Annotated in this window: 17 protein-coding genes and 1 pseudogene; 13 read left to right on the forward strand and 5 right to left on the reverse strand. The window is 75.4% G+C overall.

The window, feature by feature from the left end; genetic code table 11:
• The first annotated feature begins 59 nt into the window (after nt 1-59).
• From aqpZ to ACK8OX_RS21205, 3 genes are all read left to right on the forward strand, one after another.
• Nucleotides 60-842: an aquaporin Z gene (gene aqpZ / locus ACK8OX_RS21195; protein ID WP_430666243.1), complete on the forward strand. Its 783-nt coding sequence runs from the start codon at nt 60-62 to the stop codon at nt 840-842.
• A 265-nt stretch (nt 843-1,107) separates the two neighbouring features.
• Complete coding sequence (locus ACK8OX_RS21200) at nt 1,108-3,057, forward strand: DUF6212 domain-containing protein (RefSeq protein WP_430666244.1); 1,950 nt, start codon at nt 1,108-1,110, stop codon at nt 3,055-3,057.
• Nucleotides 3,058-3,081: 24 nt separating this feature from the next.
• Nucleotides 3,082-5,586: a glycosyltransferase gene (locus ACK8OX_RS21205; protein WP_430666245.1), complete on the forward strand. Its 2,505-nt coding sequence runs from the start codon at nt 3,082-3,084 to the stop codon at nt 5,584-5,586.
• Nucleotides 5,587-5,630: 44 nt separating this feature from the next.
• Here ACK8OX_RS21205 and ACK8OX_RS21210 read toward each other — a convergent pair whose 3' ends face one another.
• Nucleotides 5,631-11,060, reverse strand: coding sequence for a glycosyltransferase family 2 protein (locus ACK8OX_RS21210; protein WP_430666246.1), 5,430 nt, complete (start codon nt 11,058-11,060; stop codon nt 5,631-5,633).
• 245 nt (nt 11,061-11,305) lie between these two features.
• Between ACK8OX_RS21210 and ACK8OX_RS21215 the strand changes: the two genes are divergently transcribed.
• Complete coding sequence (locus ACK8OX_RS21215) at nt 11,306-12,505, forward strand: phosphotransferase family protein (protein WP_430666247.1); 1,200 nt, start codon at nt 11,306-11,308, stop codon at nt 12,503-12,505.
• Nucleotides 12,506-12,519: 14 nt separating this feature from the next.
• Here the strand turns inward: ACK8OX_RS21215 and ACK8OX_RS21220 are convergent, their stop codons facing one another.
• Nucleotides 12,520-13,605: a PA0069 family radical SAM protein gene (locus tag ACK8OX_RS21220; protein WP_430666248.1), complete on the reverse strand. Its 1,086-nt coding sequence runs from the start codon at nt 13,603-13,605 to the stop codon at nt 12,520-12,522.
• Between the two features lie 113 nt (nt 13,606-13,718).
• Here ACK8OX_RS21220 and ACK8OX_RS21225 point away from each other — a divergent pair, with 113 nt between their 5' ends.
• The 4 genes from ACK8OX_RS21225 to ACK8OX_RS21240 are packed head-to-tail and all read left to right on the forward strand — an operon-like array spanning nt 13,719 to nt 16,164.
• On the forward strand, nt 13,719-14,402 hold the full coding sequence (locus tag ACK8OX_RS21225; protein WP_430666249.1) for a TIGR04283 family arsenosugar biosynthesis glycosyltransferase: 684 nt from the start codon (nt 13,719-13,721) through the stop codon (nt 14,400-14,402).
• Nucleotides 14,399-14,974 (forward strand): TIGR04282 family arsenosugar biosynthesis glycosyltransferase, encoded by a 576-nt coding sequence (locus ACK8OX_RS21230; RefSeq protein ID WP_430666250.1) that lies wholly within the window; start codon nt 14,399-14,401, stop codon nt 14,972-14,974. The genes ACK8OX_RS21225 and ACK8OX_RS21230 overlap by 4 nt, the downstream gene beginning before the upstream one ends.
• On the forward strand, nt 14,971-15,756 hold the full coding sequence (locus tag ACK8OX_RS21235) for a class I SAM-dependent methyltransferase (protein WP_430666251.1): 786 nt from the start codon (nt 14,971-14,973) through the stop codon (nt 15,754-15,756). Before ACK8OX_RS21230 ends, ACK8OX_RS21235 begins: the two co-directional genes overlap by 4 nt.
• Before the next feature lie 45 nt (nt 15,757-15,801).
• Nucleotides 15,802-16,164 carry a hypothetical protein gene (locus tag ACK8OX_RS21240; RefSeq protein WP_430666252.1) on the forward strand — a complete coding sequence of 121 codons (363 nt, stop codon included), beginning with the start codon at nt 15,802-15,804 and terminating at the stop codon, nt 16,162-16,164.
• 99 nt (nt 16,165-16,263) lie between these two features.
• On the opposite strand, the gene ACK8OX_RS21245 is transcribed toward ACK8OX_RS21240, so the two are convergent.
• The gene (locus ACK8OX_RS21245) at nt 16,264-16,791 is read right to left on the reverse strand and encodes a cupin domain-containing protein (RefSeq protein ID WP_430666253.1); all 528 of its coding nucleotides are present in this window, start codon (nt 16,789-16,791) and stop codon (nt 16,264-16,266) included.
• Nucleotides 16,792-16,878: 87 nt separating this feature from the next.
• Here ACK8OX_RS21245 and ACK8OX_RS21250 point away from each other — a divergent pair, with 87 nt between their 5' ends.
• Both ACK8OX_RS21250 and ACK8OX_RS21255 read left to right on the forward strand, forming a co-directional pair.
• Nucleotides 16,879-17,502, forward strand: coding sequence for a ribonuclease HII (locus ACK8OX_RS21250; protein ID WP_430666254.1), 624 nt, complete (start codon nt 16,879-16,881; stop codon nt 17,500-17,502).
• A 63-nt stretch (nt 17,503-17,565) separates the two neighbouring features.
• Nucleotides 17,566-18,654, forward strand: coding sequence for a site-specific DNA-methyltransferase (locus tag ACK8OX_RS21255; protein ID WP_430666255.1), 1,089 nt, complete (start codon nt 17,566-17,568; stop codon nt 18,652-18,654).
• A gap of 57 nt (nt 18,655-18,711) precedes the next feature.
• Here ACK8OX_RS21255 and ACK8OX_RS21260 read toward each other — a convergent pair whose 3' ends face one another.
• Nucleotides 18,712-19,530, reverse strand: coding sequence for a M48 family metallopeptidase (locus ACK8OX_RS21260; RefSeq protein WP_430666256.1), 819 nt, complete (start codon nt 19,528-19,530; stop codon nt 18,712-18,714).
• A 69-nt stretch (nt 19,531-19,599) separates the two neighbouring features.
• On the reverse strand, nt 19,600-20,640 hold the full coding sequence (locus ACK8OX_RS21265) for an A/G-specific adenine glycosylase (protein WP_430666257.1): 1,041 nt from the start codon (nt 20,638-20,640) through the stop codon (nt 19,600-19,602).
• A gap of 4 nt (nt 20,641-20,644) precedes the next feature.
• Here ACK8OX_RS21265 and ACK8OX_RS21270 point away from each other — a divergent pair, with 4 nt between their 5' ends.
• The 3 genes and pseudogenes from ACK8OX_RS21270 to ACK8OX_RS21280 all read left to right on the forward strand — a co-directional run.
• Nucleotides 20,645-21,106, forward strand: a complete 462-nt coding sequence (locus ACK8OX_RS21270) for a DUF721 domain-containing protein (protein WP_430666258.1) — start codon at nt 20,645-20,647, stop codon at nt 21,104-21,106.
• A 48-nt stretch (nt 21,107-21,154) separates the two neighbouring features.
• Nucleotides 21,155-21,769, forward strand: coding sequence for a DsbA family protein (locus tag ACK8OX_RS21275; protein ID WP_430666259.1), 615 nt, complete (start codon nt 21,155-21,157; stop codon nt 21,767-21,769).
• A 108-nt stretch (nt 21,770-21,877) separates the two neighbouring features.
• A pseudogene (locus ACK8OX_RS21280) lies at nt 21,878-22,816 on the forward strand (AAA family ATPase); the annotation flags it as partial.
• Nucleotides 22,817-23,003: the final 187 nt, after the last annotated feature.

Genomic DNA, 23,003 nt, shown 5'->3' on the forward strand with positions numbered 1-23,003 from the left:
CCGTATACGATGCAATCGCGAGGTTGAGGACGGCATCCGGCAAGGAGGTACCTTCCGACATGTCACGAAAGCTCGTCGCCGAATTCCTTGGCACGCTCTGGCTCGTTCTCGGCGGTTGCGGCGCCGCCGTGCTTGCGGCCAAGTTCCCCGAGGTCGGCATCGGCCTCGTCGGCGTCAGCCTCGCCTTCGGGCTGACGGTGCTGACCATGGCCTATGCGATCGGCCATGTCTCCGGCTGCCACCTCAACCCGGCGGTCACCATCGGCCTGGTCACCGCCGGGCGGTTCAGCGCGGGCGAGGCGCTGCCCTATATCGGAGCGCAGGTGGTGGGGGCGACGACCGGCGCCTTCCTGCTGTGGTCCATCGCCTCGGGCGCTCCGGGCTTCGACCTGGCGGGCGGGCTGGCGGCGAACGGCTTCGGGGATGCCTCTCCCGGGCGGTACACGCTGGCTGCCGGCCTGGTGACGGAGGTCGCGATGACCTTCTTCTTCCTCCTCATCATCCTCGGCGCCACCTCGGCCCGCGCGCCGGCAGGGTTCGCGCCGATCGCGATCGGGCTCGGCCTGACGCTGATCCACCTGATCTCCATCCCCGTCACCAACACCAGCGTGAATCCGGCGCGCAGCACGGGGCCGGCGATGGTGCTGGGCGGGGTGGCGCTGCAGCAACTGTGGCTGTTCTGGGTGGCACCCATCCTGGGCGCGGCGGCGGCGGGCGTCCTGCATCGCTGGATGTCCACGGAGGAGGTCGCGGACGAGGCGGACCGCCTCGCCGCGCAGCGCGCCGCCGCGGCGAGCCCGCTGGAGGCCCTGGCCCCGGCGACGGCGCGGGAGCCGCGCTGACCCCGCCGGCCCTGCCACGGGCGCGTGGCAGGGCCGGCCTGGCGGCAGTTGCCTCCCACCCGCACGGACAACACGTCGTTAACAGGCTGGTCGTCAATCTCGGCATGGGCCGGACCGCAGGGTTCTCCCCCGTGTTCCAGGCCTGTCGATCATGGCAGAGGATCGCGGCATCCCAGGATGGGAAGATGAGGATCGCAAAGTATCAATAATAAGACTTTCCGCACAAAAAGGCATGTGATAGGACATGGCTCCACGCAGCGCCCCCATGCTCCTCACCCCTATCCCGCCCCGGCACGGCACCCCCTTCCTCTCCCGCCCTTCCGCGGCGGCGGACGCGCATGGCGCGCTGCCCCCCACCCTCCTCGATGCCCTGCGGGAGCCGGTGATCCTGTTCCCCGCCGCCGAATACCAGCTCGCCCGCGACCTGCTCTCGGTCCCCGTCCCCGCCCTCGCCGTGGAATGTGACCCGGAGGGCGGCGTGCTCGTCCATCTCGACGGCCAGCGCGTCCCGCTGCCCGCCTGCCCGCCCATGTGCCTCGCCGCCGTCGCCTTCACCGACGAGGGCGAGGCCGCGATGCAGGACGCGCTCGACACCATGCCGGGCGGCGATGCCGCGCCCGCCGTCGCGCGGATCGAGCCCGGCGACGTCATGGCGCTGGCCTGCACCGTCCTCGGCGCCAGCAGCGGGATGCTGCGTCGGCAGGCCGGGCAGCTCACCTCCACCCTCCGCAGCCTCGCCCAGCTCCGCGCGCAGCATGACGACCAGCAGCGGCGCCTTGCCGCGCTGGAGGCCTTCGTTGCGCGCGACAACCGCCAGGACTTCGACTGCGTCTTCGCCGAGCCCCCGGCCGAGGACGGCGAGCTCGCGCTCCGCCTCGGCGAGGATGCGAATGTGCGCAGCCTCGCCCAGCTCCTTCCCGTTGCCAGCCGCGGCGTCAGCGCCATCGGCCTGCACCTGGCCGAGACGCCGCTGACCCCGGATGCGTTGGTCGCCATCCGGCTCCACAGCCTCGAGGACGGGCGCGAGCGCGCGGCCTGGCGCGTGCCGGCCGCCGATCTGCGCCCGGGCTGGCAGGTCTTCGGGCTCGATGCCGCCATCACCGGCCTGTCGCGCACGCTGCGCCTGTCGGTGGAGGTCTCCTCGGGCACCATCGCCCTCTCCCTCGGCGCCGAGCAGCCGCTGCCGGCCTTCCGCATCCTCGGGCCGGACGGCGTCGCCGTCGCCTCGCGCAGCCTCGCCTTCAAGGTCTGGGCCGGCCTGCCCGGCGTGATGCCGCCGCTGCCGCAGCTCGACCACATCGAGGGCGAGGCCGGCGAGGCGCAGGGCTTCGAGGAGGTGCCCGTCGCCGCCGACCGCATCGACGTGACCCGCGGGCGGGAGGTGGTGACGCTCGGCGCGCTCGCCGACGACACCCTTCCCTGCGACGCGCCGGAAGGCGGGACGGCCTTCGCCCGGCTGCGCGGCGGGCTGCCGCGCGGCGCGATGCTGCTGCGCGCCACCGGCCGCGGGCGGGGCGCGGAATTCGCGCTCGGCGCCGGCGACCTCCAGGAGGTGCGCGCCCGCGCCGAGGCCGGCGCGCCCGCCGCGCCGGGCTGGTCCGGCTGGATCGCCGCCGACGCCGCCGGCCTGGCGGAGCTTCGCCTGTCCTGCGAGCCAGGGCGCGGCGCCGCAGACCTGCACATCCTGACCCGCGGCGCGGATGGCCGCGCCACCCCCGCCCGGATCGGCGGGATCGCCGCGACCGTCGTGCTGGCCGACGCCTTCGGCCAGGGCCGTCCCGCCGCCCCGCCCGAGGCGGCGCCGGCCCCCGAGCCCGCCCTGCCCGAAGTCACGGCCCCCGATTTCCGCGGCACCGGCTTCCATGGGCTGGAAGGCGCCGGGGAACGCCGCTGGCGCTGGCTCGGCCGGCAGGTGAGCCTTGCCATGCAGGGCGTGCCCCGCAGCGCCGCGGCGATCGAGATGTCGATCGTCGCCACCGCCCCCGGCCTCACCGCCGGGTCCATCGCCGCCACGGTGAACGGCATGCCCGCCGCCGTGACCATGGCGGGCAGCCTGCAGGACGGCCTGGTGGCGCGCATCGCCATCCCGCCCGAGGCGCGGCGCGGCGACCGCTCCGTCACGCTCGGTCTCGCCTTCGGCCGCTGCCACCAGCCGCCGGGCGATGGACGCACCCTCTCGGTCGCCTGCACCGGGATCCGTGCTGCGGCCGGGTAGCCGGACCGCGGCTATCATGGCCGGATGACCGCCGCCCCCGCTTCCCCCGCCGTCGCCATCGTCGTCCCCATCTTCAAGCACGCCGCCCTGCTGCCCGAGGCGGTGGAGGCGGCGCTGGCGCAGGACCTCGCGGAAGGCGTCGCGGTGGTGCTGGTCGACGACGGCTGCCCCTTCGAGGAGACGCGCGCCACCGCCTCGGCCTATGCGCTGTCCGACCCGCGCGTGACCTACCTGCGGAAGGCCAATGGCGGGCTGAGCTCGGCGCGCAATTTCGGCATCGACTTCGCGCTGCGCGCCTGGCCGGGGCTGGAGGCGGTCTACTTCCTCGACGCCGACAACCGCCTGACGCCGACCGCCATGCGCAACGCGCTCGACCTGATGCGGTCCAGCGGCGCCGACTGGATCTATCCCAGCATCGACAAGTTCGGCATCGAGTGGTCGGGCAACTACGCCGCGCCCTATTCGCGCCTCGCCCATGTCGCCTTCGACAACATCAGCGAGGCGGGCAGCCTCGTCGCGCGCCGCGTGCTCGATGCCGGCATCCGCTTCGACGAGGCGATGAAGGCCGGCTACGAGGACTGGGAGTTCTGGCTCCAGGCGCTCTCCCACGGGTTCCGCGGCCGCTGCCACCCGCAATTCGGCCTGGAATACCGCCAGCGCGCCGAGAGCATGCTGCGCGAGTCGAGCCGCGTCCGCGCCGGCATCCTGACCTATTTGCGTGAGAAGCACCGCGGGCTCTGGCGCGTCGGCAACCTGCTGCGCTGGGAGCATGAGGAAGCGCCGCGCTTCGCCCTGTTCCGCACGCCCGACGGCGAGGTGGAGCTGTTCAGCGACCCCGACCTGCCGCCGCGGCTGGTGCCGCTTGCCGACCATGCCGAGGCCTTCGCCGCCGAGGAGGCGGAGCCCGAGAGCTTCGGCACGCCGCCCCAGCTGGTCTGGCTGCCCGACGCGGCGGTGGGCGCGCTGCGGTCCGCGGGACTCTGGGCCGGCTTGCTGTGGCAACTCGAACGGCTCTCGGCCGGGCATGACGCGGTGGCGATCCACCTGGCGCCGGCCGTGGACGAGGTGGCGCTGGAGGTCGGGGAGGGCGCCGGGACGGCAGTGTCCGGCTGGGCGGCGCGGCAGGCGCTGCTGCGCGAATCCCTGCGCGAGGAGGGCGGCTGGCTCGACAGCCTGCTGGGGGAGGCGCCGCAGCCGCGCCTGCTCCACCTCACGCTCCGCTTCCCGGAGGCGCCCGCGCCGGCCGACGTGCCGGACCCGGTCGCGACCCGCGCCCGGCTGCGGCGCGGCCCGGCGCCGCGGCGCTGGAACTGGCGCGACGGCGCGGCGCTGCCGCAGCGGCGCGACCATGCGGGGCACCTGTCCCAGGCGGTCGGCGCCGACCACGTCCTGCCGCGCGCGCGCCATCCCGGCGGCCGCCTGCAGATCGGCTTCGCGCTGCCGGCGGGCGAGGGCGGGCGCCTGCGGGTGGCCTGCGGCGTGGCGGGCGCGCTGCGCGCGGCCGGGGCCGCGACGCATCTGCACATCCTCGGCGCCCCGCGCCTCCGGCCCGACCCCGCGGTGGCGGCCGCCTTCGACAGCGTCACCTTCCTCGGCCCCGCGGCCGCGGCCGAGGCGCCGCACGACTTCCTCGGCCAGCGCATCGCCCTGGCGGGCGACCTCGGCGGGGTCGACAGGACGCTGGTCGGGATGCTCGGCGGGCTCGACCTGCTGGTGGCGAGCGGCACGCCGGTGCTGTTCCCCGTGCTGGCGGAGCTGCGGAAGCTCGGCCTGCGGACCGTCGGCCATGTCCACGGCGCCGGCCGCAGCCGCACTGGCCGCGGCACCGGCGACCCCTACCAGGCGCTCGCCTTCGAACACGCGCTCGACCTGCTGCTGGCGGCGAGCGGGGAGGTGGCGGACTGGCTGCATGGCGAAGGCGTGCCGGCGGCGAAGCTGCGCGTCCTGCCCGCGGCGCCGTCCCTGGCGGGGGACGCGGCCGTGCGGGGGCCGCGCGGGCCGGGCCCGCTGCGCGCGCTGCTGGTCCTGGAGGATGCCGGGGACCGCGCCGCGCGCGACCGCGCCGCGCAGGCGGTGATGGCCGCCTGCATGGCCGGGCTGCCGGTGGCGTGGCGCGCGCTGGGCGACCTGCCGCCGGCGCTGGCCGCGCTGGGCGTCGCCCGCGCCGATCCCGGCGCGAGGGCCGCGGCCTTCGCGCAAGCGGACCTGCTGGTGCTGCCGGCGGGCGGCGAGGCGACGGGGATCGACCTGCGCGACGCGCAGCGCGCCGGCTGCGTGCCCGTCCTGCCGCATGCCGACCCCGCGGCGGCGCTGGTGGCGGACGGCGTCGACGGGGTGCTGGTGGAGGACGGCGCGCGCGCCGTGGTGGAGGCGCTGCGCGGCCTCGGCCAGGACGCGCCCCGTCTCGCGCGGTTGTCGGAAGGCGCGATGGCGGCGGCGGCGGGGCTCGACTGGAACGCGGCGGCGCAGCCCTTCATCGCCGAGGTCGCCGCCTGGTTCGCCGGCGTCGTGGCGCCGGACGGGGCATAGCGCCCGCCCGGCGACCATCGCCGCATCCGCCCTGCGGGGCGGTGTCAGCCCGGCGGGTAGCCGTCGGGTCCGAGTTGCACGGACAGCCCCTCGCGCCCGAAGGCGCCGAAGCTCTCGGCCACCATCGCGGCGTAGCGGCGGTACTCGATCGCGCCGTTGTAGTGCTGGCCGCGGGCGATCTCGTCCAGGATCTTCCGCCGGAAGCCCTTGTGGTACTTGAAATGGGCGAAGCAGGCGCGCTGCTGCGACACGCGGAGATTCGCCGCGCTGTGGATGCCTTCCGACACGCGCAGCCAGGGGCGGTAGTGGAACATCGCCACCTTCTCCGCCACGAAGCCGTTCGGTTCGCTGTCGGGCAGCAGGCGGTGGCGCAGCGCGCTGACGCGCTGGCTGCGGTTGCTGTAGTAGCAGCCTGCCAGCCGGTAGGCGGGGGCCGGTTCGCGGTCCATCCAGGGGGCCGCCTCGAAGGGGTCGCGCTCGGCGAAGTCGGCCTCGTCGAGGCTGCCGAAGGGATACATGTCCACCATCGCCAGCGGCACCGCCTCGGCCCCCTCGGCTTCCACCGCGGCGACCAGGCTGCCGATCGGCTTCTCCCGCCAGCCCGGATAGATCAGGAACTCGTCCGCATCCGCCACCACCGCCCAGCGGCCGAGGAAGTGGTGGCCGAGCACGGTCTGCTGCCAGGTCACGCCGTAGTGCGAGGTGCGGTACTCCGTCGTCGCGGAGTAGACCACGACATCGGGCTGCGCGAGCAGGTACTCGCGCGACCCGTCGTCCGACGCGTTGTCCACCACGAAGAAGCCGCGCACCCCGATGCGGCGGTAGTGGTCGAGGAAATGCGGCAGCATCGCCATCTCGTTCCGCGCCGCCAGCACGACGCCGACGCGTTCCGCCTGCGCCGCCGCCAGCACCCCCGGGGCGCTCAGCAGCTCCAGCTGGTGCGCGGCCCAGTCGGTGCCCACGGTGGCGAAGCCGGGCCAGAGCTTCTTCGGGCTCAGCTCCTGCCGGTCGCGCAGCGCCAGCGCGCGGGGCTGGTCCTCGGCGAGGTCGAGATGCACGACCTTCGCCGGCCCGATGCGCGACGGGAAGAAGGTGTTCTCGTAGATGCCCACGGGATGCGCGTTGCCGAAGGTGCGGCGGCGCTGGTAGCTCTCGTAGTCGGTGTTGTCGGGGGCGATGCCCTGCATGGCCAGCAGGTCCCCGACCAGCTTGTCCTCCATGAAGGAACAGGCGACGAGCCGCTGGCCCGCGCGGCTCGCCGCCGCCTGCACCAGGCGGTCCATCGCGAAGCGCGACAGGCTGTAGGCGCCGCCGCCGTCGCAGTAGCGCGACGGCTCCGGCGAGCGGTCGATCCCGCGCGCCCGTTCCGAGGTGGACTTGGCGTGGTGCCACACCCGGTCCATCCCGCCGACCGCGCGTTCCAGCACCCGGCCGTGGTAGTGGTGCGCGCGGTATTCCAGCGTGCCGAAGTAGTTGGGCACGCTGAGCTGGCAGTCGTCGTCGATCTTCACGAGGTACTGCGCCGTCGTGTGGCGGAACACCCAGTCCACCATCCGCAGCGTCTTGCGCGGCAGGTCCTCGTAGGCGTCGGAGACGTCGAGCCGCAGCACGTCGCCGTCCAGCCGGTCGTCGCCGTCGCCCACCACCACGATGCAGCGTGCGCCGACCGCGGCGAGGTCGCGCATCCAGGTCGCGCGGATCGCGGCGACGCGGCTGTCGAGGTATTTGTTGCAGGAATAGACGCAGACCAGCACGTCGCCCGCCAGCGCCCCGTCCTCCCCCGCGACGACGGGCGCGGGCGGCGCGGCCAGCGCGCCGTCGTGCAGGGTGCCGAAGCGCGCGCGCACCGCGCCGAGCAGCCCGCGCAGGCTGGCGGCCAGCCACGGGTCGTCGCGCCGGCGGTTCAGCCGTTCCAGCCGCGCGAGCCCGGCCAGCACCGGCGCGGGCAGGTGGGGGTGCCCCTCCTCGGCGAGAAGGGCGGCGAGGTCGGCTTCGAAGCGGCTGACCACCGCATCGGCCAGCCGCCCCGCCCGCCGGGCCGCCAGCATCGCCCGCAGGTCGGCGCCGAGGTGGTTCGACCGCCCGTCCCCCAGCACGTCGGCAAGCTGCATCAGCATGTCCTGCCGCGCGTCGTCGGCCGGCGCGGCGGCGGCCAGCAGGCGGCAGGCCTCGCCCTGCGCGCCATGGGTGGCGCTGCGCGGCTGGGGCCGCATCTCCCGCAGCAGGCTCGTGATGGAGGCGGGCGGCAGGCCGAGCGCGGCGAGCCCGCCCGGCGGCACGCGTCCGGGGAAGGCGGCGATCCGCACGGCGTCCCGCGGCTCACGCGCGACCAGCATCGCCAGCAGGCGGAACACGTCGGCCGCCTGCGCCGTGCCGCCGACGCGAAGCGCATGCGCCGCCAGTTCCCGCATCCACATAACCGCTTCCGGGTTGCGGTGCGCGCGGAAGAAGTCGAGCGCGGCGTGGATGCGCGCGAGTTCGGCATCCGCGCGGGCGGGCTCCGCCGTCGCGGCGGAGAGCAGCGCGAAGTGCCGCTGCGACAGTTCCAGAAGCGGCTCCGGCTCGGCGTCGGCCGGCGCGTGGCGGGACCATTCGGCCCAGAAGGCGGGCGACAGGCCGTAATGGCGCACCGCCGCCTTCACCAGGTCCGCCGCCAGGTAGTCCGCCACCAGCTTCCGCCGGCCCAGCAGCAGCACCATCGCCTCCATCAGGTGCCGGTCGTGCAGGCGGGAGAACCATTCGCCCTTGAAGGCGTCGAGCAGCGCGAGCACGGCGTAGCGGAAGCGTTCCGCCTCGTTGTCCGGCAGTTGCCGCTGCGCCGCCATGCGTTCCACCTGCCGCGCGGCGAAGCCGATGCAGGCGGTGTTGATCCAGCCCTGCGGGCTGGCCGCGAGGCGGTAGAGCGCATCGGTCGCGCGCTTCACCTCGCCCTCGGCGGCCAGCAGCGCCACCGCGGAGCTGAGCGCCCAGGCCTCGTTCGCGCCCTCGTGGCGGAACCAGGTGGACAGCGGCATCACGTCCCGCAGCTTCGCCAGCTCATCCGTCGCGCAGAGGTTGGGGACGATGGCGAACCAGAAATGCGCCGTGCGGTCGCCGGCCAGCGCCCAGTCCCGCGCGACGCCGCGGGCAAGGTCGAAGACCGGCTCGCCGTCGCGCGCGATGCGGCGGTTGAGGTCCCGCAGCGCGCGCCAGACCGCGATGCGGTCGAGCGAGTCGCGGTCCACCGGCGCGGGCCGTGGCGGGGCGGCGGCCTCCTCCGGCCCGCCCTCCCGCAGGACGAAGGGTTCGAGCTTCATGCGGCGGGCGAAGTCGCGCAGCGCCGCCGCCGCCTCGGCGGGAAGGTCGGGCAGGAAGCGGCCGAAGGCCAGATGCTCCACCGCCAGCAGACCGGCCGCCTGCGCCTCCGCCCCCTCGAAGCCGCGCCGCGCGGCGCGGCCGAGCGCGCGGCGCGCCATGGCGCGGGTGAAGACCAGTGCCGAGGGCTCGACCACGGCGCCGTCGGCCGCGATGTCGACCGGCACATCCGCGCCGTCCGGCACCCGGGCCCAGATCGTGCCGGGCAGCTCCACCTCGAAGCCGAAGCGGCGGGGCGCGGCGTCCCCGGCCGCCTCGGGCCAGATGGCGGGCGCCAGTTCCATCGGCCGCCCGTCCACCAGGACCTCCAGGGCGGGCGCCGTGCCGTCCGCGCGGGCGGGCACCACGCCGCGCAGCGCGAAGCCCGCCACCTCCGTCACCGCCGCGTCGCAGGCGGGCTGGTGGCTCAGCGGGAAGCCCGCATGGGTCAGGCGAAGCGGCTCCGCCCCCAGCCGGCCCCGCAGGGTGGGCGGCAGCGGCAGCTCGAAGCCGATGCGCGGATCGGGCGCGCCGATGCGGGCCGCCAGGTCCGGCAGTTCGCTCCAGACGGGTGCGAGGTCCACCGGCTCGCCCCCGGCCTCCAGCAGCACCGGCTGGCCATGCTGCGGCCGCGCCACCCAGCCCAGGATGCGTTCCGCCTCGATCCGGTCCACGGCGCCGAGCGGCACCGCGCCGGGCGCCGGCGCCGGGCCGCGCGGGACGCGGCGGGCGAAACGCTGGTGCCGCCCGCGGATGTCGAGCGCGGCGAGGCCGAGGCGCGCCGCCTCGACCTCGGCGACGGGGTGGTGGTCCACGGCGATGACGCAGCGCCCGGCGCCGATCTCCACATCCACCGGCAGCCGCTCCCACTGGGAAGGCAGCCGGGCGAGCACCCTTTCCCGCCCCCATCGGCCGTCGGCGAAGCTGTTGGCGACCAGCCAGTTCTCCCGCGCGCGGTAGCGCAGGTGCAGCGGGATGCCGCCATCCGGGGCCAGGAGGTCGATGAAGACGTCCTCCGCCGCACCGGGCGGGATGTCGAGGCGCAGCACCTCCACCACGTCGCCCGTGGCGGACGGGGCGAGCGGGATGGCGGGGGCCGCCGGTTCCGCCGGGACCGCGCCCGGGCGGGCCGCCGCGGCGGGGCGGGGCAGGGCGAAGCGCCCGGCCAGCAGTTCCGCCCCTTCCGCCAGCAGCCTCAGGTCGAGCAGGCCGTCGGCATCGGCGGCCCGCCAGGCGGCGGCGGGCAGCACCAGGCGGAAGCGCATCCGCCGCTCCGCCGGGCCATCGCCCTCCTCCTGGTCCAGCGCGGCGAGCCGGGCATCGGCCGGCAGCACCGGGGCATCGCCGAGCGGGACGCGCACCGGCAGGGGGCGCCCGCCGGCCAGCAGCTCGATCCGCGGCTGCGCGCCGCGCGTGGCGACCCAGCCCGAGACGGTGCCGTCCGCCACCTCGTCCACCAGCCCCGGCGGGTTGATCCAGGCCTCGGCCTCGTCGCAGCCGTCGATCCGCAGCGCGATCCGCAGGGCGCGGCGCCGGTCCGCGCGGGCGATGACGATGGCCTGCCGCGCCGCGGCGTCGAGCGCCACGCGGAACCCCTGCACCGGCGGTTCGCCGCCGAGCGCCCCGACCACCTCGCCCGGCACCGGCTCCGCCCGCAGCGCGAAGACCTGGCCGCCGAGTTCGAGCACCGCCGGCCCGCCGCCCCAGCCGGGCGCGACGAGGAAGCCGCGCAGCTCCTCCGCCCCGACGCCGTCCGGGGGCAGCCAGGCGCTGCCGGCGCGGCCGGGCCGCAGCGGCCCGAGCGCGGCGGAGGCCGACCACGCCATCGAGGAACGGACGCGGACCTCCGGGCCCGCCTCGGTCGCTAGCGGCAGGGTGATGAGGATCCGCCCGGCGACGAGGAGCTGCGCCTCGTGCCGGGACAGCACGGTCTTCAGGATGACGGGCTGTTCGCTCGGCGGGACGAAGGGGATGTGGCGTTCCGCGCCCCAGGCGCCGTCGGCCATGTCGTTGACGACGATGCTGCGGAGCGCCGGCCGGATGGAGAGGTGGAACAGGATGTTCCGGTCATCGCGGTCGAGGTTGAAGTTGTCCCACTCGTCGCGCCGGGGATAGTGGACGGCGCGGTAGATCGTCGCCATGCCGGAATGCCTTTTGGTAAGCCGCCGCGAACGTGCCAGCCTCCGCGGGAACCCGGCCGGGGCGGTTCTATGTCCGGCGGCGGGTGCCGTAAAGGCGTGATCACGGGGGCGCGAGGCGAAGCCGGATGCTGCCATGCCGGCCGGGGGCGCGGTCGCTTGCGCGTGCTGCCGCGGTCCGACCATATGGGGCGGTTCCGCCGCGCGAACGGCGCAGGAGGGGGCGTGTGCAAGGCGGTGCGTGGGACATGACCGACAACGACCCTGGCCGGATGGACCTGCCCCTGCTGCGGGACGCACTGGAGGCGGTCCGCTCGGACAGGCCGGAGGCCGCGGCGGAGGCGCTCGGCCGGGCCTTCGACGTGGAGGACGGCGCGGCGCTCCTGCACAGCGAATCCCGCCTCCTCGCGCTGGCGGAGGAACGGCTGTTCGCCTCCGACTGGCCGGCGGCCCATGCGCTGCACGAGATCCTGCACGCGCTGGGCCGCACCGCGCACGAATGGCTCCGCACGCGCCTGGACTGGCGGGTGCGCCACCTGCCCCGCTTCCGCGCGACCTTCGAGGCGCAGCCGGCCCTGGCGCGCCTCGGCACGGTGCTGGCCGCGCGGCTGGGCCGTCCCGTCACCTCGGTCGCCAGCACGCGGCTGCGCCCGGGCTATATCGGGGTCGCGCTGTTCCGCCACGAGGTCGCCTTCGCCGATGGCGGCGCGCCGCTGGTGCTGATCGAGAAGGTGATGAGCGACGAGAGGCGCGACCGGCGCCGGATCGACCACGAACACCTGCTGTTCACCAACGTCCCGCCCGCCCGGCTGCTGGCGCCGGCCTATTTCGGCACCGTCGCGGACGGGCCCTTCGTCTCCGTCCTGTCCGGCTTCGCCGAGGGCGACCCGCTGCCGCTCGATCGGTGGGTGGCGACGCATGGGGAACTGCTGCACCACTACTGGGCCATCGCGCCCGAGGGGGCGCTGCTGCGCGGGCCGAACGTGGCGGAGAACTACCGCGCCCGGCTGCGCGACGTCATCGCCCGGCAGTTGCCGCGGGAGGTCACGGACCGGCTGCGCGGGGTGACGGCGGAGGACGCCTCCATCGCCCTCGCGCGGCGCTTCACCGCGATCAGCGACACGATCGACGCGATGCCCCTGTTCGTGCTGCACGACGACCTGCATTGCGGGAACATCCTGGTGGACGGCCAGGGCGGGATGTCGGTGATCGACTGGGACAACTGGGCGCTCGCGCCGCTCGGCTCCGGCTGGCGGTTCCACACGACGGAGGACGAGGTGCCGGCGCCGGACCTGGCGCGGCTGCACGCCGCGCGTCCGCTGCCGCCGGGCGTCATGCCGCGCGACATCCTGCTGATGGCGGCGCTCTGGGGCCACCACAAGGCGCTGCGCGACGGCAAGCACGAACTCGCCGCGCGCTGGCTGGAGAAGATCCTGCGCTTCGGCTGACGGCCGGCGCGGCGCTACAGCAGTTCGAGCTGGCGCGGCTCCGCCACCGGCGGGCGGAACTGCGTGCAGTCCAGCCGGCCGCCCATGCCGCCGCGGCCGTCGAGCCCGTAGCGCCGCAGCGCCAGCCGGAACCGCTGTCCGATCAGCTCGGCATAGGGGCCGGTGCCGGTCTGCCGCGCGCCGAAGCGGGTGTCGTAGAGCTGGCCTGCCCGCGTCTCCCGCACCAGGGCGAGGACGCGCTGCGCGCGTTCGGGGTGGTGGCGGTGCAGCCATTCCTCGAAGATGCGGCGCAGCTCCAGCGGCAGGCGCAGCAGGACATAGCCCGCCTTCGTCGCGCCCGCCCGCGCCGAGGCTTCGAGGATGCGCTCCACCTCCATGTCGTTGATGCCCGGGATCACCGGCGCCACCAGCACGCCCGTCGGGATGCCGGCGCGCGCCAGTTCCGTCACCGCCGCGAGGCGCTTGAGCGGCGTGGCAGCGCGCGGCTCCATCGCCCGCGCCAGCTTCATGTCGAGCGTGGTGACGGACAGGCAGACATGCACCAGGTTGCGCTCCGCCAGGCGCTTCAGGATGTCGAGGTCGCGCAGCACCCCCGCACCCTTGGTCACGATCGTCACCGGATGGCCGAAGCGTTCCAGCACCTCCAGCACGCGGCGCGTGATGCCGAGCGTGCGCTCCACCGGCTGGTAGGGGTCGGTGTTGGCGCCGAGCGCCACGGGCTTCGCCTCGTAGCCCGGCTTCGAAAGCTCCTTCTCCAGCAGCTCCGGCAGGTTCGGCTTGAACATCAGCCGCGTCTCGAAATCGAGGCCGGGCGACAGGCCGACATAGGCATGGGCTGGGCGCGCATAGCAGTAGATGCAACCGTGCTCGCAGCCGCGATACGGGTTGATGGACCGGTCGAAGCCGATGTCGGGGCTGTCGTTCCAGGACAGGGCCGACCGCGCCTTCTCTGCCGTCAGCTCGGTCGGCAGGGGCGGCAATTCGCCGAATTCGGCCGCCAGCGTGCCCCAGCCATCGTCCCAGGCCTCGGTGCGGGTGGACTCGTAGCGGACCGCCGGGTTGCTGACGGCGCCCCGGCCCTTGCGGGCCAGGGAGGGCATGGCGGAAGCTCCTCCGTCGGGCATGGTCCCTCCTGCGGTTTCCCGGTTTGTTCCATGCCACAGTGGTCACCCCACCACCGGACGTCAAGAACAAAATGCGAATAGAGCCGCCCGTGATCGACGGGCTGACGGTCGTCATCCCCGCGCTGGACGCGGCCGCCGACCTGGGCGGAACGCTCGCCGCGCTGCGCGGCGCGGCGGAGGTTCTGGTGGTGGATGGCGGCAGCACGGATGGGACACCGGGGCTCGCCGCCCGCGCCGGGGCGCGCGTCCTCGCGGCGCCGCGCGGGCGGGGCGGGCAGCTGGCCGCCGGCATCGCCGCCGCGCGCGGCCCCTGGCTGCTGCTGCTCCATGCCGACACGCGGCCGGCGCCGGGGTGGGAGGAGGCGGTGCGGCGCGTGATGGCGGACCCCGCCGGCGCCGGCCGCGCCTGGCATTTCCGCTTCGCGCTGGACGACCCCGCCCCGGCGGCGCGGCGGCTGGAACGCGCCGTCGCCTGGCGGTCGCGCGTGCTCGGCCTGCCCTATGGCGACCAGGGGCTGCTGGTCCGGCGCGACCTGCTCGACGCCGTGGGCGGGATGCGCCCGCTGCCGCTGATGGAGGATGTGGACCTGGTCCGCCGGCTGGGCCGCGTCCGGCTGGGCGCGCTGCCGGTCGCCGCGGTGACCAGTGCCGCGCGCTGGCGGCGGGACGGCTACCTGCGCCGGTCCGCGCGCAACCTCGCCTGCCTCGGGCTCTGGTTCGCGGGCGTCCCGCCGCGCATCATCCTGCGGCTCTATGCCGGGAAGCGGGGATGAGGGGCGACAGGGTGATCGTCTTCGCGCGCGCGCCGCGCCTCGGCGCGGTGAAGCGGCGGCTGGCGCGCGGCATCGGCGCGATGGCGGCGCTGCGCTTCTACCGCCGGCAGCTTGCCGCGACGCTGCGGGAGGCGGCGCGGGACGGCCGCTGGCGCGCCGTGCTGGCGGCGACGCCGGACCGCGCCCGCGCGCGCTGGCCGCGGCGGCTGCCGGTGCTGCCGCAGGGGGGGGGCGACCTCGGGGCGCGCATGGCCCGCGCGCTCGGCCGGCATCGCCGCGCGGTGCTGGTGGGCAGCGACATCCCCGGCCTCTCGCGCGGGGACATCGCGGCGGCGTTCCGCGCGCTCGGCCGCGCCGACGCCGTCTTCGGCCCGGCCGAGGATGGCGGCTACTGGCTGGTCGGCCTCGGCCCGCGCCGGCCCGCGCATCCCTTCCGCGCGGTGCGCTGGTCGAGCGAGCATGCGCTCGGCGACACGCTCGCCAATTTCCAGGGCCGGCGGGTGGCGCTGCTGCGCACCCTGCGGGACGTGGACACCGCCGCCGACCTGCATGCGATCGGGGACATGCGATGACGGGACCGGACTGGAGCCAGACCAGCGCCGACTACGCGCGCCACCGCCAGGGCTTCCCCCCGCGCTTCTACGACCTGATCGCGCGGGAAGGCGTCTTCGCGCCCGGGATGCGGGTGCTCGACCTCGGCACCGGCACCGGCACGGTGGCGCGCGGGCTGGCGGCGCGGGGGGCGGAGGTGCTGGGCCTCGACCCCGCCCGGGGGCAGATCGAGGCGGCGCGCCGCCTGGCGGAAGCGGAAGGCCTGTCCGCCCGCGTCCGCTTCGAGGAGGGGCTGGCCGAGCGCACCGGCCAACCCGACGCCGCCTTCGACCTGGTGGTGGCGGCGCAGTGCTGGCACTGGTTCGACCGCGCCCTGGCGGCGGCCGAGGCACGGCGCGTGCTGCGCCCCGGCGGGGTCCTGCTGATCTGCCACCATGACTGGCTGCCGCTGCCGGGCAGCGTGGCCCATGCCACCGAGTTCCTGATCGAGGCGCACAACCCGCGCTGGCGCATGGGCCGCGGCACCGGCTTCTACCCGGCCTGGGCGACGGACATGGCGGTCGCGGGCTTCAGCGGCCTCGGCTTCGGCGGCTTCGACCATGACGCGGCCTATTCCCGCACCGACTGGCGCGGGCGCATCCGCGCCTCGGCCGGCGTGGGCGGCGCGCTCGACCCCGGGGCCGTCGGGCGGTTCGACGCGGAACTGGCCGCGATGCTCGATGCGCGCTTCCCGGCGGAGCCGCTGGTGGTGCCGCACCGGGTCTTCGCGATCTGGGCGCGGCGCGGGGAGGGCGGCGCTTAACGCCGCGGCAATGCGGCGCGCGCAGGCTGGTCGCGGAGGCGCCCCATGCCCGACAGCGGCCCCGAAGCCGATCCCGTCCTCGCCGCCCGCCGTTCCATCGCGCGGCACATCGAGGACCTGCACCGCGCGCATCTTGCGCTGGCCGCCGATGCGCGGGCGCTGAAGGCGCTGACCGCGGAGGGCAACGCGCAGGCGGAGGTGGAGCTGGCGGCGGAGCTGCTGGAATCCTATGCCACCGCCACCGGCGCCTTCATGGAGAACATGCGCGGCCGCTTCGAAGCGCGCTTGCCCCTGATCCGCCGCAGCGAGCCCCGCGGGCCGGAGGGCGCGGAGGCGCATGGCCGCTTCTGGTACGCCTTCTCCCGCCTCTGCGTCGCGCTGAAGGCGGCGGAGCGGCGCGCGGGCTAGAGCGTGGTCGCCGCAGGCTGGAACGGCCGGAGGCGTGAATCACGCGGCAAAACAAAAGCCTGGCCCATGATCCGCGCTTCGATCAGCGCGGATCATGGGCTAGGAATAGCCCCGCGCCTCGGGCGCGCTCTCGTCGCGGCGCGCTTCCTCCTGCGCGGCCTGATCCACCTTCTGCATCTTCCCCTCGCTGCGCTGGCCGCCGGCGGCACCGGCCTCGGCGGGCATGCGGGCCTCGGCGGATGCCGCCTCGTCGCCCTCGGCAGGCTCGAAGTCGAAGCCGCCGTCCCTGGATTGCCAGGACTGCACCGTCAGCACGCGGGCGCCGCCCCGGCTTTCATGCGGGCCGTGCACCACGCCCGCGGCGTGGGTGAGGAAGGCACCGGGGGGCAGCGCCTTGCCGGCCTCCACCAGGTCTCCGTCGAGGACGTAATGCATCTCCGACCCCGCGCGGTGGCGATGGGCGGGGATGCGGCCGCCGGGGGGGATGTGGACGATCGAGGTCACCACGCCGCGGCCCTGATCCTCGTTCAGCAGCTGGATGCGGAAGGCGCCGCCGGTGGCGCCCGGGATCTCGAAGGGGGTGGCCGGGATCCCGTCCGCGGCCAGGGCCAGTTTCTGCGCGTCCATGCTCGCCTCGTCCTGTGTCCCGGCGCGAACGCGGGCGGGCGCAAGGGGGTTGCTGACGCGGCGCGGCCGGTCCGCTATGCCGCCGCCATGCCGGATTTCCGCATGGAGCAGGCGCATGGCGGCCGCGTCGCCGGGCTGGACGAGGCCGGGCGCGGGCCGCTCGCCGGACCGGTGCTCGCCGCCGCCGTGGTCTTCGCCGCCCCGCCGCCGCCCGCGCTGGCGGCGCTGCTCGACGATTCCAAGAAGCTCTCGGCCGCGCGGCGGGATGCGGCCTTCGCGGCGCTGGTCGCGGCGCGCGGGCAGGGGCTGCTGGATTTCGGCATCGCCGCGGCCAGCGCGGCGGAGATCGGGCAGCTGAACATCCTGCGCGCCACGCAACTGGCGATGGCGCGCGCGCTGGCGCGTCTGGGCGCGGTGCCGGCGCTGGCCCTGGTGGACGGCAACCAGGCACCGCCGCTGCCCTGCCCGGTACGCTGCGTGGTGGGCGGCGACGGGGCCAGCCTGTCGATCGCCGCGGCGTCGATCCTGGCGAAGGTCACGCGGGACCGGGCGATGGCGCGCATCGACCGGCGCTGGCCGGGCTACGGCTTCGCGGGCCACCAGGGCTACCCCACCGCGGCCCACCGGGCGGCGCTGGCGCGGCTCGGTCCCTGTCCGCATCACCGGCGGGGTTTCGGGCCGGTGGACCGCGCGCTGCCTGCGTTCAGTTGACGCCGCGACTCGCCGCGCCGCATCTTGGCCCCCGATTCGCGGAAAGGCGCAGCTGGCGGAACGATGGGGACGGGGCTCGACCTGCCGCTCGACGAGGTGCTGGTCGGCGACTGCATCGAGACGCTGCGGCGCCTGCCGCCGGCATCCGTGCACGCCGTCTTCGCCGACCCGCCGTACAACCTGCAGCTGAAGGGCGAGCTGCGGCGGCCCGACGATTCCCTCGTCGACGGCGTGGACGATGCGTGGGACCGCTTCGACGACCTCGCCGCCTACGACGCCTTCACCCGGGAATGGCTGGCCGAATGCCGGCGCGTGCTGCGCAAGGACGGCACGATCTGGGTCATCGGCAGCTACCACAACGTCTTCCGCCTCGGCACCGCGATCCAGGATCTCGGCTTCTGGATCCTGAACGACGTCATCTGGCGCAAGGCGAACCCGATGCCGAACTTCCGCGGCCGCCGCTTCACCAACGCGCATGAGACGATGATCTGGGCGGCGCGCGGCCCGGAATCCCGCTACCGCTTCAACTACGCCGCCATGAAGGCGATGAACGACGACGTGCAGATGCGGAGCGACTGGTATTTCCCGCTCTGCACGGGCGGTGAACGCCTGCGGGGCGAGGACGGCGCGAAGCTGCACCCGACGCAGAAGCCGGAAGCCCTGCTGCACCGCGTCATCCTGTCCTGCACCCAGCCGGGGGAGGTGGTGCTGGACCCCTTCCTCGGCACCGGCACCACCGCCGCAGTCGCCAAGCGGCTCGGCCGGCGCTTCATCGGGATCGAGCGCGATGCGGGCTACGCCGCCGCCGCGCGCCGCAGGCTCGACATGGTGGAGCCGCTGCCGGAAGGCGCGGCGCTGTCCCTGCCGTCGAAGCGCGAGCAGCCGCGCATCGCCTTCGGCGTGCTGGTGGAACGCGGGCTGGTGCCGCCCGGCGCCACGCTGACCGACCGGCACCGCCGCTGGAAGGCCACCGTCGGCGCCGACGGCACGCTGCGCTGCGGCGCCGCCACGGGGTCCATCCACAAGGTCGGCGCGGAATTGCAGGCGGCGCCGTCCTGCAACGGCTGGACCTTCTGGTTCCTGGAGACGCGGGACGGGCGGCTGCGGCTGATCGACGAGCTGCGCCAGGAGATCGCGGCGCAGGGCGGCTGAGCGGCCGGGACCCGCGGCGGGCGGCGGAGCTTCCGCCGCCCCTGCGGGACGCGCGCCCTACCCCGCCCTGAGCGGCAGCGTCCCGCCGCGCGCGCGCAGCTCCGCCAGCGTCGCGTCGAAGGCGGCCAGGCGTTCGGGGCCCGACGGATGCGTCTCGAACAGGCGCTGCCCCTCGCCCCGGCGGGACGCGCGGGCCATGGTGACGACGAAGTGGCGCGCCAGCGCCGGGTCGTAGCCCGCGCGGTGCAGGACCAGCAGGCCGAGCCGGTCGGCCTCCCTCTCCTGCGCCTGGCTGAAGGCGAGCCGGCCGATGCGCGCGCCGGTGCCGGCGGCGTTCTCGATCATCCGCCGGTTCTCCGCCGCCCCCGTGCGCGCGCCGGAGGCGGCGGCGGCGGCCACCGCCACGGCGGCCAGCAGCCCGCCAACGGCGGCGCCGGCCGAGGTGTCGTCGCGCGCCGATTCGACGTGGTTGGCGGCATGGTGCGCCAGTTCATGCGCCATGACGAAGGCCACCTCGTCATCCGACCTTGCGTATTCGAGGATCCCCCGGTTGATCGCCACCCGCCCGTCCAGCCCCGCGCTCGCGTTGAGCTGGCGGGAGCGGGAAGCGGCGACGTACCAGTCGCAGGCCCCCACGCCGAGATCGCGGCACAGCTCCCAGGCCGGCGGTTCCAGCCGGCGGGAGATGCGGCGCAGCGTGGCCGTGACCTCCCCCTCGGCAAGCTGGCGGCGCAGCGGGGGCGGGGCGTCGCCGATCTCGGCGCGGGCATGGGCGATGGTGTCGCCGGCCACCACCGGCACCGGCGTCGCTGTGCCCCGGCAGCCGCAGAGCGCGAGTGCGCCGAGGCTGAGGCAGAGGAAGCGACGTGTCGTCATGCGGGGCAGCCCTGCGGTGGAGCCGCCAGGATGCTGCGTCTCGTCACGAAGGTGAATCGGGTTCCGCTCTCAGGCCGCCAGCGCGGCCAGCCGGCGCATCGCGGTCGGCAGGGCGGCCAGGGCCGCGTCGCGCTCCATCCAGCCCATGCCCTGCGGTGCCGGGCCGGCGGCCCGGGCGGTCAGCAGGCGCATCCGCAGCTCGAAATGGGTGAAGCCGTGCCGCGCCTCCCCGGGAAGGGCCTGCCAGCCGAGGCCGGGCAGCGGGGCATGGGGCAAGGCCTCGGCCGCCTCCCACCCCTCGTCCCGCCAGGGCGTGCCGGGGATCTCCAGCATCCCGCCGAGCAGGCCGCTGTCGGGGCGGCGGCCCAGCAGCCAGCGGCCTTCCCCGTCCACCGCCAGGAAATGCACGCCGAAGCGGATGGGGCGCGCCTTCTTCGGGGCCTTGCGGGGCAGGTCCTCCTGCATTCCCTGCCGCCGCGCCGCGCAGCCCTCCCGCCAGGGACACAGGGCACAGGCCGGGCGCTTCGGCGTGCAGATGGTGGCGCCGAGGTCGAACAGCGCCTGCGCGAAGTCGCCCGGGCGGGCGCGGGCGGCGTCCTGCTCCATCCAACCCTGCGCCAGCGCATCCAGCCGCCGCTTCGCGCCGGGCAGCGGCGCCGCCTCCGCATGGATGCGCGCCGTCACGCGTTCCACATTGCCGTCGGTCGGCACCACCGGGCGGCCGAAGGCGATGGCGGCGACGGCCGCGGCGGTGTAGGGGCCGATGCCCGGCACCTCCCGCAGCGTCTCGGCCGTGTCGGGGAAGCGGCCGCGCGCGGCCAGCGCCCTGGCCCCCGCATGCAGGTTGCGCGCCCGGGCGTAGTAGCCGAGCCCCGCCCATTCCTCCGCCACCTCCTCCCAGGGCGCATCGGCCAGCGCCCGCAGGTCCGGGAAGCGGGCGAGGAAGCGCGCGTATCGCGGCCCCACCGCCGCAACGGTCGTCTGCTGGAGCATGACCTCGGACAGCCAGACGCGGTAAGGGTCCGGCGTGGCGGATGCGCCGCGCCACGGAAGGTCCCGGCGGTGGCGGTCGTACCAGGCGAGCAGGTCGGCGGCGGGGGGAGGGGTCATCGCAGTGGCGAAGGATGGGGAACGCAGGCGGTTCCCGACAGCCCCCGTGCCGCTCGGCAACCTGCTGCCGTCGCTGACGCGGCCTGCCTTCCGCCGGCGCAACCCGGCGGGCGCGCAGCTGATGGCGGACTGGCCGCAGGTGATCGGGCCGGCGCTCGGCGCCGTCACCTCCCCCGTCCGGCTGTCCGCGGGTACGCTGGTGCTGGCCTGCGCGGGGCCGGTGGCGATGGAACTGCAGCACCTGGCACCGGAGCTGATCTCCCGCATCAACGGCCATCTCGGCCGGGTGGCGGTGGAGCGGCTGAAATTCGTCCAGTCCACGCCCCCCGGCGCGCCCCGCGCCCGGCCGCAGGCCCCGCCCGCGCCGGTTCCCGCACCCGTGCAGGACCGCATCGCCGCCCTGCCGGAGGGCGAATTGCGGGACGCCCTGGAAAAGCTGGCCCGCGGCGTCTATCGGAGGGGCTGACGCCGGGGGCTGGTCCGCCCCACCGGCCCATCCGGAGGCCACCTGCCGATGCCCGACCGCCGTTCGTTCCTCGCCCTCGCCGCCGCGGCGCCCGCCGGGCTGCTGCCGGGTGCCGCCCGCGCCCAGGCCCCCGCCGAGGACCCCCGCATGGCCGAGCGCGTGGTCGGCCGGGCCGAGGCGCCGGTGCAGGTGATCGAGTATTTCTCGCTGACCTGCGGCCATTGCGCCGCCTTCCACCGCGACACCTGGCCGCGCGTGAAGCGCGACCTGGTGGAGACCGGCCGGATGCGGATGGTCCTGCGCGACTTCCCGCTGGACCAGCTGGCGCTGCTGGCCGCGGCCGTGGCGCGCAGCCTGCCGGCGGAACGCTACGAGCCCTTCATCTCCACGCTGTTCGCCACCCAGGACCGCTGGGCCTTCGCGCGCAACGCCAACCCGCAGGAGGAGCTGTTCCGCCTGGCCGCCCTGGCGGGGATGGACCGCGCGACCTTCGATGCGACCATCGCCGACGCCACGCTGCAGCGCGCCATCCTAGAACGGCGGGTGCAGGGCCAGCAGCAGCACAACGTGAACTCCACCCCCACCTTCGTCTTCGGCAGCCGCAGCGTGCCCGGCAACCTGCCCTTCGACCGCTTCGCCGCCCTGGTGGCCGAGACGCGCTGAGGGATGGAGGCGGTCCCCCCCGCGCCGCCCGAGGACGCCGCCCCGCCGGAGGAGACCGGCCGGACCGAGGCGCAGGCCGCCGCCGCGCGGACCGCGAAGCTCACCCGGCTGCGCATCGCCGGCTTCAAGTCCTTCGCCGAGCCGACGCTGGTCGAGGTCCTGCCGGGCCTCACCGGCATCGTCGGCCCGAATGGCTGCGGCAAGTCCAACGTGGTCGAGGCGCTGCGCTGGGCGATGGGGGAGAGCAATGCGCGGACGATGCGCGGCGGCGAGATGGAGGATGTCATCTTCGCCGGCACCGCGACCCGCCCGGGCCGCAACCTGGCCGAGGTGACGCTGGTGCTGGAGGAGGCCGCCGGCCTCGCCCCCCCGCCCAACGCCGATGCGCCGGAGCTCGAGATCATCCGCCGCATCGCGCGCGGCGAGGGCAGTTCCTTCCGCGTCAACGGCCGTGAACTGCGGGCGCGCGACGTGCAGACGATGTTCGCCGATATCGGCTCCGGCGCGCGGTCCTCGGCGATGGTCAGCCAGGGGCGCGTCGCGGCGCTGATCCAGGCACGGCCCGAGGACCGCCGCGCCGTGCTGGAGGAGGCCGCCGGCATCGCGGGCCTGCGCGCCCGCCGGCACGAAGCCGAGCTGAAGCTGCGCCAGGCCGAGAACAACCTGGCCCGCGCCGAGGACCTGATCGGCCAGATGGAGGAGGGCCGGCAGGGCCTGCAGCGCCAGGCCCGCCAGGCCGCGCGCTACCGCAACATCTCCGGCCTGGTGCGGGGCGCGGAGGTGGAGTGGCTGGCCATCCTCCGCGCCCGTGCGCAGGCCGCGCTGGCGGCGGCGAAGGACGCCTTCGCGCTGGCCCGCCGCGCCACCGGCGATGCCGAGTTCGAGGCGGAAGGCGCCGCGAAGCGCCTGTTCGCGGCCGAGCACGACCTGCCCGCCCCGCGCGAGGCCGAGGCCTCGGCCCGCACCGCGCTGGAACGCCGCCGCGTCGAGGCCGAGACGCTCGGCGCCGAGGAAAGCCGCGCGCGGGAGGCGCTGGACGCCGCCGAGGCGCGCCGCGCCGCGCTGGTGCGGGACCTCGACCATGCCGGGCGGATGGCGGCGGATGCCGAGGCCGCGGAAGCGCGCCTCGCCGCCGAGGCCGCGGCGCTCGCGGAGGCCGACGCCGCCCTGCCCTGCGTGAGGAAGCGGCGCGCCGTCTCCACCGCGACAGCGGCGTCGCGGCAATAGGCGTCGG

The sequence above is a fragment of the Falsiroseomonas sp. CW058 genome (genome assembly GCF_050563535.1).
In the GTDB taxonomy this organism is placed as follows: Bacteria; Pseudomonadota; Alphaproteobacteria; order Acetobacterales; family Acetobacteraceae; genus Falsiroseomonas.